Raw genomic sequence first — 15,017 nt, 5'->3', positions numbered from 1 at the left:
ACCAACCACGGAAAGGAAAGCACGTGCGAATGGGGTCTCCGGTCATCATCGCCAGCGAGCGGGGGGAGGTCGGTCTCGTCGAGGCCATGCGGGTCCTGCGAGCCGGCGGCAGCGCCATGGACGCGGTCGAGATCGCCCTGCGCGCCGCGGAAGCCAACGAGGCCGACCACTACGTGGGGGTCGGCGGCCTGCCGAACCTGCTGGGGGAGGTGGAGCTCGACGCGTCCATCATGGACGGGGCCACGATGGCGGCGGGCGCCGTGGGTGCCGTGACCGGCTTCCCGCACCCGATCACCGTTGCCCGTGCGGTCATGGAGCAGCTTCCGCAGCACGTCATGCTGGTCGGCCGGGGTGCGGAGCGGTTCGCCGACGAATGCGGGATCCCCCGCGGGACGACGCTGACCGACGAGGCGATCCGGCTGTGGAAGGAGGGGCTCACGCCCGACAGCCTGGCGGAGGCCGAACGCACCCAGGGGCCGGGAGAGGTGGCGTTCCGGCGCTCCGCGCTCGCCCGCCTCCAGTCGATGGAGCCGCCGCATCGGCACCCCTGGGGCACGATCAATGTGGTCGCGCTGGACCGCGAGGGACGGCTCTGCACCGGCGTCAGCACGAGCGGCTACCCGTGGAAGTACCCGGGACGGGTGGGCGACTCCGCGGTGATCGGGGCCGGCAACTACTGCGACGGTCGTTACGGTGGGGCCGCCTGCACCGGCCGCGGTGAGCTGGCCATGCGCGGGCACCGCCCGGACCGTCGTCGACGGCCTGCGCGACGGCCTGTCCCCGGATCAGGCCTGCGTGAGCGCGCTGGAGCGGACGATGGCCCTCGCCGACCCTTACCGCGCTCAGGTGCGCACGCTCTGCCTCACCGCCGACGGCCGGCACGCCGGCGCGGCCACGGTGACCGGATCGACCTACGGCCTGATGACCGGTGACCACACCGAGCCGGAGTTCCTGCCCCGGGCCGTCACCACCAACCACACCGGTATCGACACAAGGAGTCAGCCGTGAAGGTCTACCTGTCCACGGACATGGAGGGAACTGCGGGCATCGTCGACTGGGCGCAGTGCGTCGGCGACGGCCCCGAGGCGATGGCGGGGCGCGAGCTCCTCCTGGCCGAGGTCAACGCGGCGATCGACGGCGCGCTCGCAGCCGGGGCGACCGAGATCGTCGTCAACGACTCGCACTCCGTGATGCGCAACCTGCCGCCCGACCGGCTGCACGGCAACGCCACCTACATCGCGGGCCGGCACAAGCCGCTGTACATGATGCAGGGGCTCGACGCGTCCTTCGATGCGATCTTCTTCGTCTCGTATCACGGCTCCATGGGCGGTGACCCGGCGGTCCTTTCCCACACCTACAACCCGCGGGCCGTCACCGAGGTGCGCCTCAATGGCGAAGTGGTCGGCGAGTCGGGCATCAACGCGCTCGTGGCGGCCCACTTCGAGGTCCCCGTCGCGCTGGTCACCGGCGACCAGACCGCTTGCGCGGAGACCAGGTCGGTGTTGCCCGACGTGCACACCGCCGTGGTCAAGGAGTCGGTCTCCCGCTTCGCCGCGAGCAGCATGCACCCGCACGCCGCCCGCGAGCTCATCCGGGCCACCGCGACCGAGGCGCTGAAGAGCCTTGCCGGCATCAAGGCCCCCGACCTGCCGAGCCCGTCGACGCTCGAGGTGAGCTGGCGGACCGCGGACATGGCGGAGATGTCGACCTGGATTCGCGGTACGGAGCGGGTGTCGGCCCGGGTCACCCGGACCACGGAGTCCGATCGCCTGGAGTTGTTCCGGACGTTCATCACGAGCGTTCTGCTGACCCGCGGGATCTCGGCCGACGTCTGACGGCGGGCTCGTGCGTCTCGCGGCTCAGTAGCCGCGGTTCCCCACAGCCGCCCGGGCAAAAGCCGGCGTACGCCCGTTGGCCAGCTCGCCGGCGAACCAGGCGCCGAAACCGGAGATGGACAGCGCGAGCAGTTCGAGCAGGAAGAGCCCGACGCCGGCCGCGCGGTCCGGGTCACCGACGCGCACCATCACGATCACCGCGAACAGGAACAGCACACCCATGTTGAGCAGGACCCGCAGCACGCCGATGCGCTTGGCCTCGGCCCGGTGCACAAAGGCCAGGTCGATCGCTCCGGCGACGGCCGCGGCCACGCCACACACCAGCCCGGCGACGAGGTTCCAGTAGGCCAGCGATCCGACGATGGCCGGCGCGCCGAGCAGGTTGGCGAGGTCGAAAATGATGGCCATCGCGAACAGGCCCAGGGGGAACAGCACCAGGATGGGTTGCACTGCCTGGCCCGCGATCTTCAGTCGGCTCTCCATGGTTGGGTCATCGCCCTTCCACCTGCGCGAGCACAGGTTCGACAGTGGCATCCGACGGTTGGCCTACCCGGTCGGTTCTTCAAGGAAACGCCACAAGCCGGTCAGAGTGACGGTCCCCTCACCGCGTACTCGGCTTGTACGCAATCTGCAACATGGCAGATTGAGTTGTAGCGGACAGCCGTACGTCATGCTCTACTACTTATAGAGCAACGAGGGCGGAGTTCGAGGGGAGACGGTTCAAAACAACGGCACCCGGCGGCAACCGGGTGCCGTTTTCGCCTCTGCAGACGTTCTCTGTTGACTTCGAACGAGCGGGCGGGGAGCTGCGTCTCTCCAGCGCCATCGTGGCTCGGCCGCCCCGTTCCTCGCAAGGAGTTGGGGTGAGGAGTGCGCCATGAGCAAACGTACCTATTACCGCGGTCCCGACGCTGTGGTTACCGATGAGCTGTTCATTTGGCTCGGGGTGCCGGTGAAAAGCTTTGCCGTCCACGACCTGCACCACGTCGGTGAGGCCCGGGTTGCCGCGCAGCCGGCTTCCCCGAGGGTGGTCCTGGCTGTCGCGGCCGGCACGGTGGCCGCCATCGGCGCCGTGTGGACGCTGGTGTCGCCACCCACCGCGTACGCGATCGGGCTCATCGCCGTGCTGGTTCCCCTGGCCTTCACGGTGCCCTCGATGGTCCACCGGGTCCGTGGCTGGGAGCTTCACGCCACCTATCGGGGCTCGGTCGTGGTGCTCTACGCGTGCGCTGACGAGCGTCAGTTCGGGCAGGTCAAGCGGGCTCTGCGCCGGTCCATCGAGAACGCCCGGCCGCACGGGAGGGGCCTTGATCTCGCCGCGGCATGATCTTGTTGAGCGAAACACGACCCCGGTGTCCCCGGTCTGGTAGGACGGTAATAGCATCTGCCAGCAATCTCGCTGAGTGCCACTCGGCAGTCAGCGAGGTGGCAGATCAAGCTGTTGCACCCGACCTATCTTCAACGGTGAAGGACTCATGGCCGAGGGTGACTCGCCTACGATCGCGCGCCGGCGCGTACGCATCGCGATACGCGAGGCTCGTGAGGCGATTCCGCTCACCCAGGCACAGGTCGCCGAGGAGATGGAGTGGTCCCTCAGCAAGGTCATCCGCATCGAGAGCGGTGATGTGTCCATCTCCATCGCCGACCTTCGCGGAGTGCTCGGTCTCCTCGGCATACGCGACAAGGACCGCGTCAATGCGTTGCTCGCGGATGCCCGAATCGCTCGCACCAGGTCGCGCGTAAAGGCGGCGTGGTGGCGTGAGCCGAATTTTCGGGAGCATCTTACCGAGGATCTGCGTCGTTACATCGAGTACGAGGTCGAGGCTTCGGAAATCCGGTACTTCTCGATCTTCTATGTCCCTGGTCCGTTGCAGACGCGGGAGTACTCGAATGCGTTGACCGGGATGTTCTCCGAAGACGGGGAGATGAGTGACTCCAAGATCGATGTTCTGGTCGAAGCGCGTCAGCACCGGCTCGACGCGATGCTCCAGAGGGTCGGCTCGGTGAAAGTCTTCTGCCTTCTCGACGAGTCGGTGTTCTGGCGCGAGATCGGCGGGCGAGCCGTCCTGATCGCGCAGCTCCGCCAGCTCCTCGACCTCTCCGCGCGCGGACTGACCTTTGTCCGCATGTTGCCGTACAACCTGAGCATGCCCATCGCCAACAACGGCAGCTTCGACCTCATCATGCTCGGCTCCGACCGATCCGACAGTGAACTGCTGTATCGGGAGAACGGCATGAAGGACGAGATGGTCGAGGTCCGCGTGGAGACTGCTCGGCACCGCAAACGTTTTGATCAACTATGGCAGCGCGCTGACGATGAAAATGACACGATCGAGTTCATCAAGGCTCGAATAACGGCTCTCGAGGCAGAACTTCCAGGCCGCCAAGGTTGACCCGATGATCCGCTGCACGCCCTTTGTTGAAAATTACAGGAGAGTCATGAATAAGATCGAGACGGTGCAATGGCGCAAGAGCAGCCGCTGCAGCGGTAGCACGTGCATCGAGGTGGCTGTGGTCGATGGGCACTACCTGATCCGGGACAGCAAGAACCCCGACCTGCCGCCGCATTCGTTCACGGGGGACGAATGGGCGGCGTTCGTCGCGGGCGTCAAAGCGGACGAATTCGTTTTCTAGCAATAGCGGTCGGAACGGGACCGCCCGCCCTGGCGCAACGCGCAACAAGGGTGGGCGGGCCCCTATCCCACTCGGTTGAGCCGCCGCAAAACAGACTTATCCTCTGCAGGGCGGGCAATTCTTTGGCACATATCGATGGATATGCTGCTTTTTTTCGCATGCCTGAATCATTCACTCCTGCTGAGTCTCGCAGCCGTCACTTAACGTGGGGTTCGGGAACCGGCACGGAGGTGCAAGATGATCAATCCGAACGAAGAACGGCGATGGCAGAGGGCCCGGCGGTGTACGGGTGGCAACTGCGTCGAGGTGATGCGGGCCGAAGAAGATGTCGTTCTGGTCCGTAACTCGACCAACCCGGACGCGGTGCTGTCCTTCACCACGGAGGAGTGGGAGACCTTCCTCCGCGGCGTCAAGGAAGGGGACTTCTCTTCCTGATGAGGGGAAGTCCGGCCGAAGCGCTGGTGGGTCGCCGGACCGGGGCGGCATACTGCGCTGGTGAGGGCTGACCCGCACACCGCCCGCTTCGCCGTCCTGCAGGACGTGGCCGAGGCGTTGCTGGACGAGCTGGCGGAGCGCTACGTGGTCGACCGGCGGGAGAGCAAGGAGCTCCTCGGGCCGGCCGACGCGCTGGTGCGGATGGAAAGACTGATGCCACGCACACCGGCGGCCGCACCGCTCGCCATCGCGTTCACCGAGACGCCAGGGGTGGCCCTGCGTCTCGGGCGATGGTGGGTCGAGACCTTGCCGGGCTGTCCGTGTGAGGTCTGCGACGAGGATCCGGCTCAGCTGGCCGAGCTGCTCCGCCTGCAGGCGTTCGCCCTGGTGGAGGGTGGCTTGTGGGAGCGCGTCCGGCGTGGGGTGGGCGGCTCGTGGTACGAGAGCCGGCTCATCGGCGTGGGGTTCAACGCGCGCCGGGAAGGGCCGCTGACCAGGGTGGATGCCCGGGAGGCGCGGCGCAACGGGTTCGCCGCGGCCGTGCAGTGGGCGCCCTGGCCGCTGCGGCCGCACCCGGAGCCCTGAGCGCGGAACGCCGCAACGGCCCGGACCCGACCGCGAAAGGCGGCGACCCGGCCTCGACATGGAGCGCGGAAGAGGGCGGCGGAAGGCGGGAGAGCCAGGCGCGCAAGGGGCGGCGGAGGGCTGGGAGAGCTAGGCGCGGAAGAGGGTCAGCAGGGCGCGGATGCTGGGGCGCTCGATGACGCTGGCCATCGACAGGTTGCCGCGGCAGAAGGACTCGAAGGCGCGCCAGCCCAGGGGAGTGGCCATCGCCGCGTGGACGATGCGCGGATAGCGGGAGAAGGCCGCGAGCATGCGGCTGCCCGCGGACATCTCCGGGGCGAGCTCGGCGGTCACGCGATGCTCGTACGCGGGAAGGGTTTTCCAGTTGGCGCCGGCCCAGTCGCCGGAACGCAGGGCGTAGCTGATGCCCTCGCGGGTCCACGGCTCGAGCAGGCCCGCGGCGTCGCCCACGACCACGACCTGGCCGCGCCGGAGGGGGGAGTCGGCCCGGCGGCAGCGTGTCAGGTGCCCGGAGTCGCGCACCACTTCGCGATCGGCGAGGCCGAGGTGTTTCACGAAGTCGGCCAGGTACTGCTTCGTCGCGGCGCCGTTCCCCTTGGCCATGATCACACCGACGGTGAGCTCGTCCTCCTTGGGGAAGACCCAGCCGTACGAGCCCGGGAACGAGCCCCAGTCGAGCAGGACCCGGCCGTTCCAGGTCGTGCGGTCGGCCGGGGTCGCGGCCAGCTCCACCTCGAGTCCGAGGTCCTGCTGGGCGAAGGTGACCCCGACGTAGCGCGAGGTGATCCCGGCCGAGCCGTCGGCCCCGATGATGACCCGAGCCGTGATCTGCTCACCGTCGGTGAGGGTGACCACGCCCTGATCCACCGAGCGCACCTGACAATTCTGACGCACCACGGCACCAGCTGTGACGGCCGCCGAATACCAAGCGTGGTCGAAGTCGTCGCGGCGGACGAGGGTCAGGAACGGTGACGGCTCGGCGGCCCGTCGGGTAAAGGTGTGTCGTCCGTCACGGGTGAAGGTCAGGGCGGTGATCCGGTCGCGGGCGGGCACGTCGATGTGCTCGGCGGCGTGCGCCAGGGAGGTCCCGATGAGGCCGCCGCCGCAGGTCTTGTAGCGCGGGTGCTCGGCCCGTTCCAGCACGATGGTGCGCGCTCCGGCCGCCGCGGCCGCGCGCGCCGCGGACAACCCGGCGGGTCCGCCACCCACAACTGCCACATCCCACGCCGGCTCCGCGATCACGGGGCGGAAGTCTAATCATGGAACCTTATGTACGCTCGTACGCATGACAGGGGGACCCGTGACAACCGCGCCCGTGGCCCGCTCACCACGCCGCTACGATCCCGGCCGCAAGAGCCGCATCGTCGACGCGGCCATCGAGGTGATCGCCGACCACGGCGTCGCCGGCACCACCAGCCGGCGCATCGCGGCCGCGGCCGACGTGCCGCTGGGCTCGATCACCTATCACTTCGACAACCTCGAGGACCTGCTCGAGCAGGCCTTCCGGCGGCACGCCGAGCTGATGTCGCCGCGTTACGAGGCGCATTTCGACCAGGTCACCGACCTGACCGGCTTCGCCGACGCGGTCACCGACCTGATCAACGGGGACGCCGGCGGTGACTCGCGGGACTGGGCCGTCTCGTACGAGCTCTATCTCGCGGCCCTGCGCAACCCCGCTCTGCGCGGCGTGACCGACGCCTGGATGCGCCGGTCCCGGACCGTGCTCGAGCGGTTCATCGACCCGGTCACCGCCCGCGGGATCGACGCGGTCATCGAGGGGCTGGTCATGCACCTGATCCTGTCCACCGCCACGTTCGACCGGGCCGAGACCCGGACGATCGTCGGCCGTTTCCTCGGGGTGCCGCAATGACGTCCGTCGCGCAGACCGCTCCGGAGGTGCGAGCGGCGACCCGCGCCGTCTACGCGGCCTTCATCATGGCCGGTGTCGCCGCGGCCAGCTGGGCCTCCCGCATCCCGCAGGTGCGGGACCAGCTCGGCCTCACCCCGTCCGGGATCGGGCTGGTGCTGCTGGCGCTGGCCGCCGGTTCGATCGTGTCGCTGCTGCTGGCGGGTCAGATCGTCGCCCGGTTCGGCTCGAGCCGCACGGTTGCCACGATGGGCGGGCTGCTCGGCGTCGCCCTGACCGGCATCGCGATCGGCTACCAGTTCGGGGTGGTGCCGGTTGTGCTCGGGCTGTTCGTCTTCGGCCTCGCGAACGGCTCCTGGGACGTGGCCATGAACGTGCAGGGCGCGATCGTCGAGCGCCGCCTGGGCAAGGCCATCATGCCGCGCTTCCACGCCGGCTTCAGCGTCGGCACGGTGGCGGGGGCCCTGGCCGGCGCGGGAGCGGTCGCCCTCGGCATCTCGGTGACGGTGCATCTGGCCGTCACCGCGGTGCTGATCGCCGCCATCGTGATCGTCTCGGTGCGGGCCTTCGTCCCCGACGACGCCGGCCCGGCGCCGGTGGTGACTCCGTCCGACCCCACGATGGTCGGCTCGACGGCTCCGGTCACCAAGCGCAACGGCCTGCGCGATGCCTTAGCTACCTGGCGTGAGCCGCGCACGCTGGTGGTCGGCGTCTTTGTGCTGGCCTTCGCCTTCACCGAGGGTGCCGGCATCGACTGGATCAGCGTCTCGATGATCGACAGCTACGGCACGTCGGCCGCGGTCGGCACCCTGGCTTTCGCTCTCTTCCTGGCCGCCATGACCGTGGGTCGCTGGTTCGGGCCGGCGCTGCTCGACCGCTACGGCCGGGTCGCCGTGGTCCGGGTGCTGGCCGCGGTCAGCCTGGCCGGCCTGGCGCTCTACATCCTCGGCCCGGCCACCCCACTGGCCTTCGCCGGAGCGCTCTTCTGGGGGTTGGGTGCCTCGCTCGGCTTCCCGGTCGGCATGAGCGCCGCCGCCGACGACCCGGCCCACGCCGCGTCCCGGGTCAGCGTCGTCGCCTCCATCGGCTACTGCGCCTTCCTGGGCGGGCCGCCGTTGATCGGCTTCCTCGGCGACCACGTCACGGTCAAGAACGCGCTGGTGGCGGTGGCGGTCCTGCTGGTCGTCTCGATCACCATCGCGGGTGCGGTCAAGCCGCTGCCCGAGGCGGACGTCCCCGAGCCCGCGGCCTGACCGTACGATCTCGGCCTGTGGGCAGCAGCTATCAGACGATCCTGGCCGCGGGCGGCCGCGCCGACATCGAGGCGGCCGTGGCGGCCTGGCACCAGGACGCGGCGATCGTGCCGGTCGCCGAGAGCCGCTGGGCGGTGGTCCCGGTGCAGGAGGACGGTGTCTACGCCGAGACCGAAGGCCTGGCCCAGCAGTTGAGCCTGGTCCCGGGTGGGGTGGCCGCGTCGTTCAGCGTCTTCGGTTCCGACGTGCTGGTGGCCATGCTGTTCCGCGACGGCGGCGCGGTCCACGAGTACCTGTCGGATCAGGCCTACCTGGTCGAGGGCTGGGACGACGACGACAACGAGATCCTGTTCGACCTGCTCGCCCGGCCCTACCTGCCGGGTGCGACGCCGCCCTCGGGGCCGTTCGGGGCCGATCCGGCGGCTTTCCTGGGGCTCGGCGTGGCGCCGGTCGACCAGACCGCCTTGGGCGCGGCGCTCACCCGGACGGAAGACGGAGCCGTCGAGCAGCACCACGCCATCCTGCACGCGCTGAACGTCGATCCCCGCCCGCTGACGATGACCTTCGCCGAGATCGGGGAGTCCGATCTGCTCGGGTGACGCGGGCACCGGTGTCCGGGGCCGCGCCACTCAGCCCGTACGGTGAGGGAGCACGTCCCGGCGACGACCGCACCGGAGATGACCATGGCCAAGCCACAGCTGCGTCCGCCCATGACAAACGCTCAACCCGAGCCTTCGGAGGCGCCCGACGCCGTGCCGGCCCAGATGTTCGGCGTGGTGACCCCGGGCGGCCGCTGCCCGACCTGCGCCAAGGTGGTCACCGACGTCAACGCCGAGCCGCTCGACTACCAGGAACTCGACGACGGCTCGCTGCTGGTCGAGTCCGTCGTCTTCGTGGTGCTGCCGTGCGGTCACGACTTCACCCGCAAGGTCAGGACGCGCTAGGAGCCGGGCGAGCCGCCGCGACCCAGGCCTCGTCGGCGGCCTTCTTCACAGCCATGCCGTTCTGGCCGTCGTAGCGCAGGAAGCGGGGAAGGGCCACGGCCAGTGCCGCGGTGCCGACGACACAGAGAACGCCGCCGACCCAGATCGAGCCGCCGACCCCGAGGCGGGTCCGCGCCATCAGACCGGAACGGAGCTGCCCCAGCAGCGGGCCGGTGGTGTAGGAGAGCATCTCGATGCCGGCCAGGCGACCGCGCAGGTGGTCGGGAATCGTCTGGCTCCAGATGATGGAGCGGAAGATGCCGGAGATCATGTCGGCCGCACCGGCGAAGGCCAGGCACAGCAGCGTCAGCCAGAGCCAGTGCGAGAGTCCGACGCCGACGATCCCGACGCCCCACAACGCGGCCGCGATCACCACCATCAGGCCGTGCCGGTGCACGCGCGCGGTCCAGCGGCTGCTCAGCGTGGCCAGCATCGAGCCGACGGCCGGGGCCGCATAGAGCAGGCCCAGCACCCGCGGACCGCCCAGCTGGGTGGCCAGGAACGGATAGAGCGCCTGGGGCATGCCGAAGAACATGGCGTTGATGTCGACCAGATAGGTGCCGAGCAACTCGGGGCGGGACCTCGCGTAGCGCAGACCGGTGACCACCGCCCGGATCGACGGCCGGTCGGCGTCCGGCGGGGGCGGGACGGCCCGCACCAGCGTCAGGCAGAGCAGCGACGCGGTGAAGGTGAGCAGGTCGAACGCGTACACCCAGGCCAGATCGACCGCCGAGATCAGCAGACCGGCGATCGCCGGCCCGCCGACCTGCGCGATCTGCGCGCTGAAGGCCTGCAGCGACATCGTGGCGGGCAGTTCCTCGGGGCGGACCAGCCGGGGCACCATCGCCTCGAGCGCGGGCCGCTGCAGACCGTCGACCGACGCGGTCAGCGCGGCCACCACGTACAACAACCACAGATGCGGCTTGTCGGAAAGAGCGTTGACGAGAAGTACGCCGGTGAGCGCGGCCAGGGCGAACTCGCCACCCCGGACCAGCCGGCGGCGGTCGAGATAGTCGGCCAGCGCACCCCCGACGAAGGCCATGACCAACAGGGGTACGAGCTCGCAGACCCCGAGCAGCCCGACCATCAGCGGGTCGTCGGTGATCGCGGCCACCTGGAACGGGATGGTGACGTAGGTGATGAAGGACCCGAAGCCGCTGATCGAGCCGCCGATGAAGACGAGCCGGTAGTCGCGGGAGGTGCGTAGCGGGGTCAGGTCCACGCCGGGGATCGTGCCTCAGGCCGCACCGGGCGGGCGACCGGTTATTTCATCACCAGGCGGCCGGTGGACTCGAACTGGGCCAGGTCGGCCAGGGTCTCGTCGATCACGAACGACTTGGGCCCGGGAAGAGCGTCGAGCGGGAAGAACCCGGCGTCCACCGATTCCTCGGTCTGGCGCAGCAGCTCACCCTCCCAGGTGTGGATCCGGAACGACATCAGGATCTGCTGGTAGGTGTGGCCGTAGTCGTTCGTGTAGGTGTAGGCGCTGTAGAACGCGAACGGCGTGAGCGACGTGGCCTTCAGCCCGGTCTCCTCCCACGTCTCGCGGATCGCACAGTCCTCCATGCTCTCGCCGAGCTCCATCGCCCCGGCCGGGATGGCCCAGCGATGGTTGTCGGAGCGCTGGATCAGCAGCAGTCTGTTCTGCTCGTCGAGGATCACACCTCGCGCCCCGACGAAGAGGATGGTGTCGGTGTCCCCGACGCTCACCCGTACCTTGCCCAGATAAGACTCAGCCCACGTCAATGCCACGGGCCAACTCTAGTCACGCCGACTTCTTGGCCGCTTTCTTCGCCGGGGCGGGCGTGGCCTTGGTGGCGGCCTTCTTGGCCGGCGCCTTTTTGGCCGCGGCCTTCTTCGGCGGCGCGGCCGGAGCGGACGCGGTCTTCTTGGCCGCCGGGGCCGGCGCCGACTCGCCGCGGGCGGCCTTGGCCCGCTCGACCGACGCCTTGAGCGCCGCCATCAGGTCGACCGCGGCCGCCGGGGCCTCCTCGGCCTCCTCCGGCTGCACGATCTCGCGGCCCTCGACCTTGGCGTCGATGACCTCCTGGAGCGCGGCCCGGTAGTTGTCGGTGAACTCGTCGGCCTTGAAACTGCCGGCCATCGAGTCGATCAGCGAGCTGGCCATGGCCAGCTCGGCCGGCCGGGTCTCGATGTCCTCGTCGAGGAAGCCGAAATCGGGGGTCCGCACCTCGTCCGGCCATAGCATGGTGTTGAGCACCAGCACGTCCTCGTGGACGCGCAGGGTGGCCAGCTGCTCGCGCTGGCGGATCGCGATCTTGACGATGGCGACCCGGTCGGCGTCCTGCAGGGCGTCCCGCAGCAACACGTACGGCTTGGCCGCCTGACCCTCGGGCTCGAGGTAATAGGCCTTGGCGAACAGGATGGGGTCGATCTGCTCGGCCGGCACGAACTCGAGCACGTCGATCGCGCGTGACGTGGTCAGCGGCAGGTCGGCGAAATCCTCGTCGGTGAGGATGACCATCTCCCCGCCACCGATGTCGTAGCCCTTGGCGATGTCGTCGTAGCTGACCACCTCGCCGTCGACCGAGCAGGTGCGCTGGTATTTGATGCGGCCGCCGTCGGTGCGGTGCACCTGGTGGAACCGGATGTCCTTCTCCTCGGTCGCCGAATAGAGCTTGACGGCGATGGACACCAGGCCGAAGGAGACCGCGCCCTTCCAGATCGCTCGCATGAAGACTCCTGTACCCAGGGTGTGACGTCCTGATCAGGATCGCATCACTGAGACCCCTGCGTAAGGTGTTCGATACTGCCTATGGTGATCGGGTGCCTGGTGCGCCGTTGTCTCCCATGCTGGCGACCGCTGGTGCGCTACCGGCCGGGCCGGGGTGGAGCTACGAGTTCAAGTGGGACGGGGTGCGGGTTCTCGCGCTCTTCACCGGTGCTCCACCCGACCTGTTCGCGCGCTCCGGAGCGGTCGTCACCGCGGCGTACCCGGAGATCGCCGACCTGCGACTGCCCGAGGGCACGCTCGTCGACGGCGAGATGGTCGTGCTCGACGCGGCCGGCCGGCCGTCGTTCACCGCGCTGGCCGAGCGCATGCACGTGCGGGAGCGACATCGGGCGGCCCGCCTGGCGGTGACCCTCCCGGTGACGTACATGATCTTTGATCTGCTCTTCCTCGACGGCGAGGACTGCACCGGCCTGCCCTATCGGGCCCGGCGCGAGAGGCTCGAGGAGCTGGGGCTGGCCGGGCCGAGCTGGATGGTGCCGCCGTCGTTCGGCGACGGGCCGGCCACCGCCGACGCGGCTCGTGAGAACCACCTCGAGGGCGTGGTCGCCAAGCGCGACACCTCGGTCTATCTGCCTGGGAGCCGCTCGCCGGACTGGGTCAAGGTCAAGTTCGACCGGACCGGTGACTACGTGATCGGTGGCTGGCGGGCCGGCGTCCGCAAGCTCGGCGGCCTGCTGGTCGGGGTGCCGACGGCGGACGGGCTGGCCTTCCGGGGCCGGGTCGGCGGGGGTATCGGCGCGGTCGCCGAGAAGGAGCTGCTGGCCGCGCTCGAGCCGCTGGCTCAGCGCGAGTCGCCCTTCGCGGCCGGGGCGGTGCCCCGGGAGGATTCCCGCGGAGCCCATTGGGTACGTCCCGAAATGGTCGTCGAGGTGCGATACGGCAACCGGACGCCGGACGGCCGGCTGCGCTTTCCCCGATATCTGCGGCTGCGCGACGACAAGACGGCCGAGGAGTGCGCGGAGGAGGACGACGATGGCCGGTGACCGCTTCCCGATCTCGATCGACGGCCACGACCTCGAGCTCTCGAACCTGGACAAGCTGATGTATCCGGCCGCCGGGTTCACCAAGGGCGAGGTCATCGACTACTACACGCGGATCGCCCCGGTCATGCTCCCGCACCTGGCCGACCGCGCGGTCACCCGCATCCGCTACCCGAACGGCGTCGACGGGGCCCACTTCTTCGAGAAGAACAAGCCCGGGGGTACGCCGGGATGGGTGCGCCTGGAGACGCTGCCGGTGCCCGGGTCGACCAAGAGCCGCGAGACGATCGACTTCGTGGTCGTGGACGAGCTGGCGACCCTGGTCTGGCTGGCCAACCTGGCCGCGCTCGAGCTGCACACGCCGCAGTGGCGCATCGGTGCGGATCCCGACCTGCTCGTCGTCGACCTCGACCCGGGGGCGCCGGCCGGACTCCAGGAGTGCAGCGCGGTGGCGATGCTGATGCGGGACCGGCTGGAGGCGGACGGGGTCGCGGCGTACCCGAAGACGTCGGGCAAGAAGGGCATGCAGCTGTGCTGCCCGATCTCCGGCACGCAGGAAGCGGATCTCGTTTCGGCGTACGCCAAGAAGGTCGCCGAGGAGCTGGCGGCGATGGTCCCCGGCTCGATCACGGCCAAGATGGCCAAGGCCATCCGGCCCGGCAAGATCTTCATCGACTGGAGCCAGAACAACGCCGCGAAGACGACGGTGACGCCCTACTCGTTGCGGGCCCAGGAGGCGCCGACCGCCTCGACCCCGCTGACCTGGGACGAGGTGGAGGCGGTGGCGACCGGCGCCCAGGAACCGCGGCACTACCGCGCGGCCGAGGTGCTCGAGCGGGTCGACCAGCACGGCGACCTGATGAAGGGGCTGCTCGACCCGGGGCCGGTGCTGCCGGTCTAGACCTACCTTGCGGCGCAAGGTACTGTGTGCCGCATGGCAGATAGCTCGCAGTTGGCGACGAGTCTGCGGCGCGGCACGCTCGAGTTCTGTGTCCTGGCCATGGTGGAGACCGAGGACGGGTATGGCAACGAGATCGTCCGACGGCTGGGCGAGGAGCCCGGCCTGGCCGCCGGCGAGGGCACGATCTATCCGCTGCTCTCCCGCATGCGGCGGTCGGGGTGGCTGGAGAGCAAGTGGGTCGAGTCGCCCAGCGGCCCGCCGCGGCGCTACTACGGCCTGACCGGGTCCGGCCGGGCCGCGCTCGACCACTTCCGTACGGAATGGGTTTCGTTTCGACAGACCGTCGACCGACTTGTGGGAACCGGTGAGGCTGGATGAAAACTCGACAGAACGACGTCGTCACCGCATACCTGCACGAGGTCGACCAGCGGCTGGCCGGCATCCCGGTGTTGCAGCGCCGCGAGCTGCTGGCCGATCTGGCTGCGCACATCGCCGCCGAGCAGGCCGAGCGCAACCTCAGCAGCGAGGGCGAGGTCATCGAGGTGCTGGAGCGCCTGGGCAGCCCTGACGTGGTGGCCGCGGCCGCGCACGAGGAGGCGGGCACCCGCCCGGAGCCGCCCACGGCGTCGCGCCGGAGCGTCTGGCCGTGGGTCGCGCTGGCCGTCGGCGTGCTGCTCGTGCTCGTTTTCTGCTCCAGCGCCCTGTTCCTCAGCCGCGACAGTGGCAGCAGCGTGGAGGGGCCGGTCATCGCCCCGCCGCCGAGCGTCCAGCCGTCGTAACCGCGTCGCC

Annotated in this window: 20 protein-coding genes; 15 read left to right on the top strand and 5 right to left on the bottom strand. The window is 69.4% G+C overall.

Features of this window, described 5'->3' with window-relative positions; genetic code table 11:
- The first annotated feature begins 29 nt into the window (after positions 1-29).
- Together NAG42_RS07945 and NAG42_RS07940 are read left to right on the top strand one after the other, a co-directional pair.
- Positions 30-932 carry an isoaspartyl peptidase/L-asparaginase gene (locus NAG42_RS07945; RefSeq protein ID WP_250029342.1) on the top strand — a complete coding sequence of 301 codons (903 nt, stop codon included), beginning with the start codon at positions 30-32 and terminating at the stop codon, positions 930-932.
- A gap of 72 nt (positions 933-1,004) precedes the next feature.
- Positions 1,005-1,835, top strand: a complete 831-nt coding sequence (locus NAG42_RS07940) for a M55 family metallopeptidase (protein ID WP_250029155.1) — start codon at positions 1,005-1,007, stop codon at positions 1,833-1,835.
- Positions 1,836-1,859: 24 nt separating this feature from the next.
- Here the strand turns inward: NAG42_RS07940 and NAG42_RS07935 are convergent, their stop codons facing one another.
- Positions 1,860-2,318 (bottom strand): DUF2231 domain-containing protein, encoded by a 459-nt coding sequence (locus NAG42_RS07935; RefSeq protein ID WP_250029154.1) that lies wholly within the window; start codon positions 2,316-2,318, stop codon positions 1,860-1,862.
- 394 nt (positions 2,319-2,712) lie between these two features.
- Here NAG42_RS07935 and NAG42_RS07930 point away from each other — a divergent pair, with 394 nt between their 5' ends.
- From NAG42_RS07930 to NAG42_RS07910, 5 genes are all read left to right on the top strand, one after another.
- Positions 2,713-3,162, top strand: a complete 450-nt coding sequence (locus tag NAG42_RS07930; protein WP_250029153.1) for a DUF6232 family protein — start codon at positions 2,713-2,715, stop codon at positions 3,160-3,162.
- A gap of 148 nt (positions 3,163-3,310) precedes the next feature.
- Positions 3,311-4,228 (top strand): helix-turn-helix domain-containing protein, encoded by a 918-nt coding sequence (locus NAG42_RS07925; protein ID WP_250029152.1) that lies wholly within the window; start codon positions 3,311-3,313, stop codon positions 4,226-4,228.
- A gap of 46 nt (positions 4,229-4,274) precedes the next feature.
- Positions 4,275-4,469, top strand: a complete 195-nt coding sequence (locus NAG42_RS07920) for a DUF397 domain-containing protein (protein ID WP_250029151.1) — start codon at positions 4,275-4,277, stop codon at positions 4,467-4,469.
- A gap of 237 nt (positions 4,470-4,706) precedes the next feature.
- On the top strand, positions 4,707-4,904 hold the full coding sequence (locus NAG42_RS07915) for a DUF397 domain-containing protein (protein WP_250029150.1): 198 nt from the start codon (positions 4,707-4,709) through the stop codon (positions 4,902-4,904).
- 60 nt (positions 4,905-4,964) lie between these two features.
- Positions 4,965-5,489, top strand: a complete 525-nt coding sequence (locus tag NAG42_RS07910) for a DUF6226 family protein (RefSeq protein ID WP_250029149.1) — start codon at positions 4,965-4,967, stop codon at positions 5,487-5,489.
- 129 nt (positions 5,490-5,618) lie between these two features.
- On the opposite strand, the gene NAG42_RS07905 is transcribed toward NAG42_RS07910, so the two are convergent.
- Positions 5,619-6,731 (bottom strand): geranylgeranyl reductase family protein, encoded by a 1,113-nt coding sequence (locus tag NAG42_RS07905; RefSeq protein WP_250029148.1) that lies wholly within the window; start codon positions 6,729-6,731, stop codon positions 5,619-5,621.
- Between the two features lie 43 nt (positions 6,732-6,774).
- Between NAG42_RS07905 and NAG42_RS07900 the strand changes: the two genes are divergently transcribed.
- The 4 genes from NAG42_RS07900 (at position 6,775) to NAG42_RS07885 (ending at position 9,553) form a co-directional block, all read left to right on the top strand.
- On the top strand, positions 6,775-7,359 hold the full coding sequence (locus tag NAG42_RS07900) for a TetR/AcrR family transcriptional regulator (RefSeq protein WP_250029147.1): 585 nt from the start codon (positions 6,775-6,777) through the stop codon (positions 7,357-7,359).
- Positions 7,356-8,609: an MFS transporter gene (locus NAG42_RS07895; protein WP_250029146.1), complete on the top strand. Its 1,254-nt coding sequence runs from the start codon at positions 7,356-7,358 to the stop codon at positions 8,607-8,609. Before NAG42_RS07900 ends, NAG42_RS07895 begins: the two co-directional genes overlap by 4 nt.
- A 17-nt stretch (positions 8,610-8,626) precedes the next feature.
- Positions 8,627-9,208 carry a hypothetical protein gene (locus tag NAG42_RS07890; protein ID WP_250029145.1) on the top strand — a complete coding sequence of 194 codons (582 nt, stop codon included), beginning with the start codon at positions 8,627-8,629 and terminating at the stop codon, positions 9,206-9,208.
- Positions 9,209-9,319: 111 nt separating this feature from the next.
- A complete protein-coding gene (locus NAG42_RS07885) occupies positions 9,320-9,553 on the top strand; it encodes a hypothetical protein (protein WP_250029144.1) in 234 nt (77 codons plus the stop codon).
- On the opposite strand, the gene NAG42_RS07880 is transcribed toward NAG42_RS07885, so the two are convergent.
- The 3 genes from NAG42_RS07880 to ku are packed head-to-tail and all read right to left on the bottom strand — an operon-like array spanning position 9,540 to position 12,287.
- Complete coding sequence (locus NAG42_RS07880) at positions 9,540-10,814, bottom strand: MFS transporter (RefSeq protein WP_250029143.1); 1,275 nt, start codon at positions 10,812-10,814, stop codon at positions 9,540-9,542. The two genes, NAG42_RS07885 and NAG42_RS07880, sit on opposite strands and share 14 nt — an antisense overlap.
- 41 nt (positions 10,815-10,855) lie before the next feature.
- The gene (locus NAG42_RS07875) at positions 10,856-11,344 is read right to left on the bottom strand and encodes an NUDIX domain-containing protein (protein ID WP_250029142.1); all 489 of its coding nucleotides are present in this window, start codon (positions 11,342-11,344) and stop codon (positions 10,856-10,858) included.
- 13 nt (positions 11,345-11,357) lie between these two features.
- A complete protein-coding gene (ku, locus tag NAG42_RS07870) occupies positions 11,358-12,287 on the bottom strand; it encodes a non-homologous end joining protein Ku (RefSeq protein WP_250029141.1) in 930 nt (309 codons plus the stop codon).
- Positions 12,288-12,379: 92 nt separating this feature from the next.
- Between ku and ligD (NAG42_RS07865) the strand changes: the two genes are divergently transcribed.
- The 4 genes from ligD (NAG42_RS07865) to NAG42_RS07850 are packed head-to-tail and all read left to right on the top strand — an operon-like array spanning position 12,380 to position 15,007.
- Positions 12,380-13,330: a non-homologous end-joining DNA ligase gene (gene ligD, locus NAG42_RS07865; protein WP_250029139.1), complete on the top strand. Its 951-nt coding sequence runs from the start codon at positions 12,380-12,382 to the stop codon at positions 13,328-13,330.
- The gene (ligD, locus tag NAG42_RS07860; RefSeq protein ID WP_250029137.1) at positions 13,320-14,228 is read left to right on the top strand and encodes a non-homologous end-joining DNA ligase; all 909 of its coding nucleotides are present in this window, start codon (positions 13,320-13,322) and stop codon (positions 14,226-14,228) included. Before ligD (NAG42_RS07865) ends, ligD (NAG42_RS07860) begins: the two co-directional genes overlap by 11 nt.
- A 33-nt stretch (positions 14,229-14,261) precedes the next feature.
- A complete protein-coding gene (locus tag NAG42_RS07855) occupies positions 14,262-14,606 on the top strand; it encodes a PadR family transcriptional regulator (RefSeq protein WP_250029136.1) in 345 nt (114 codons plus the stop codon).
- A complete protein-coding gene (locus NAG42_RS07850) occupies positions 14,603-15,007 on the top strand; it encodes an HAAS signaling domain-containing protein (RefSeq protein WP_250029134.1) in 405 nt (134 codons plus the stop codon). The genes NAG42_RS07855 and NAG42_RS07850 overlap by 4 nt, the downstream gene beginning before the upstream one ends.
- Positions 15,008-15,017 lie beyond the last annotated feature (10 nt).

Origin of the sequence: Paractinoplanes maris (genome assembly GCF_023544465.1) — a bacterium.
Classification (GTDB): domain Bacteria; phylum Actinomycetota; class Actinomycetes; order Mycobacteriales; family Micromonosporaceae; genus Actinoplanes; species Actinoplanes maris.
Note: the sequence above shows the minus strand (reverse complement) of the source record. Positions and strands in the feature narration are given on the sequence as shown.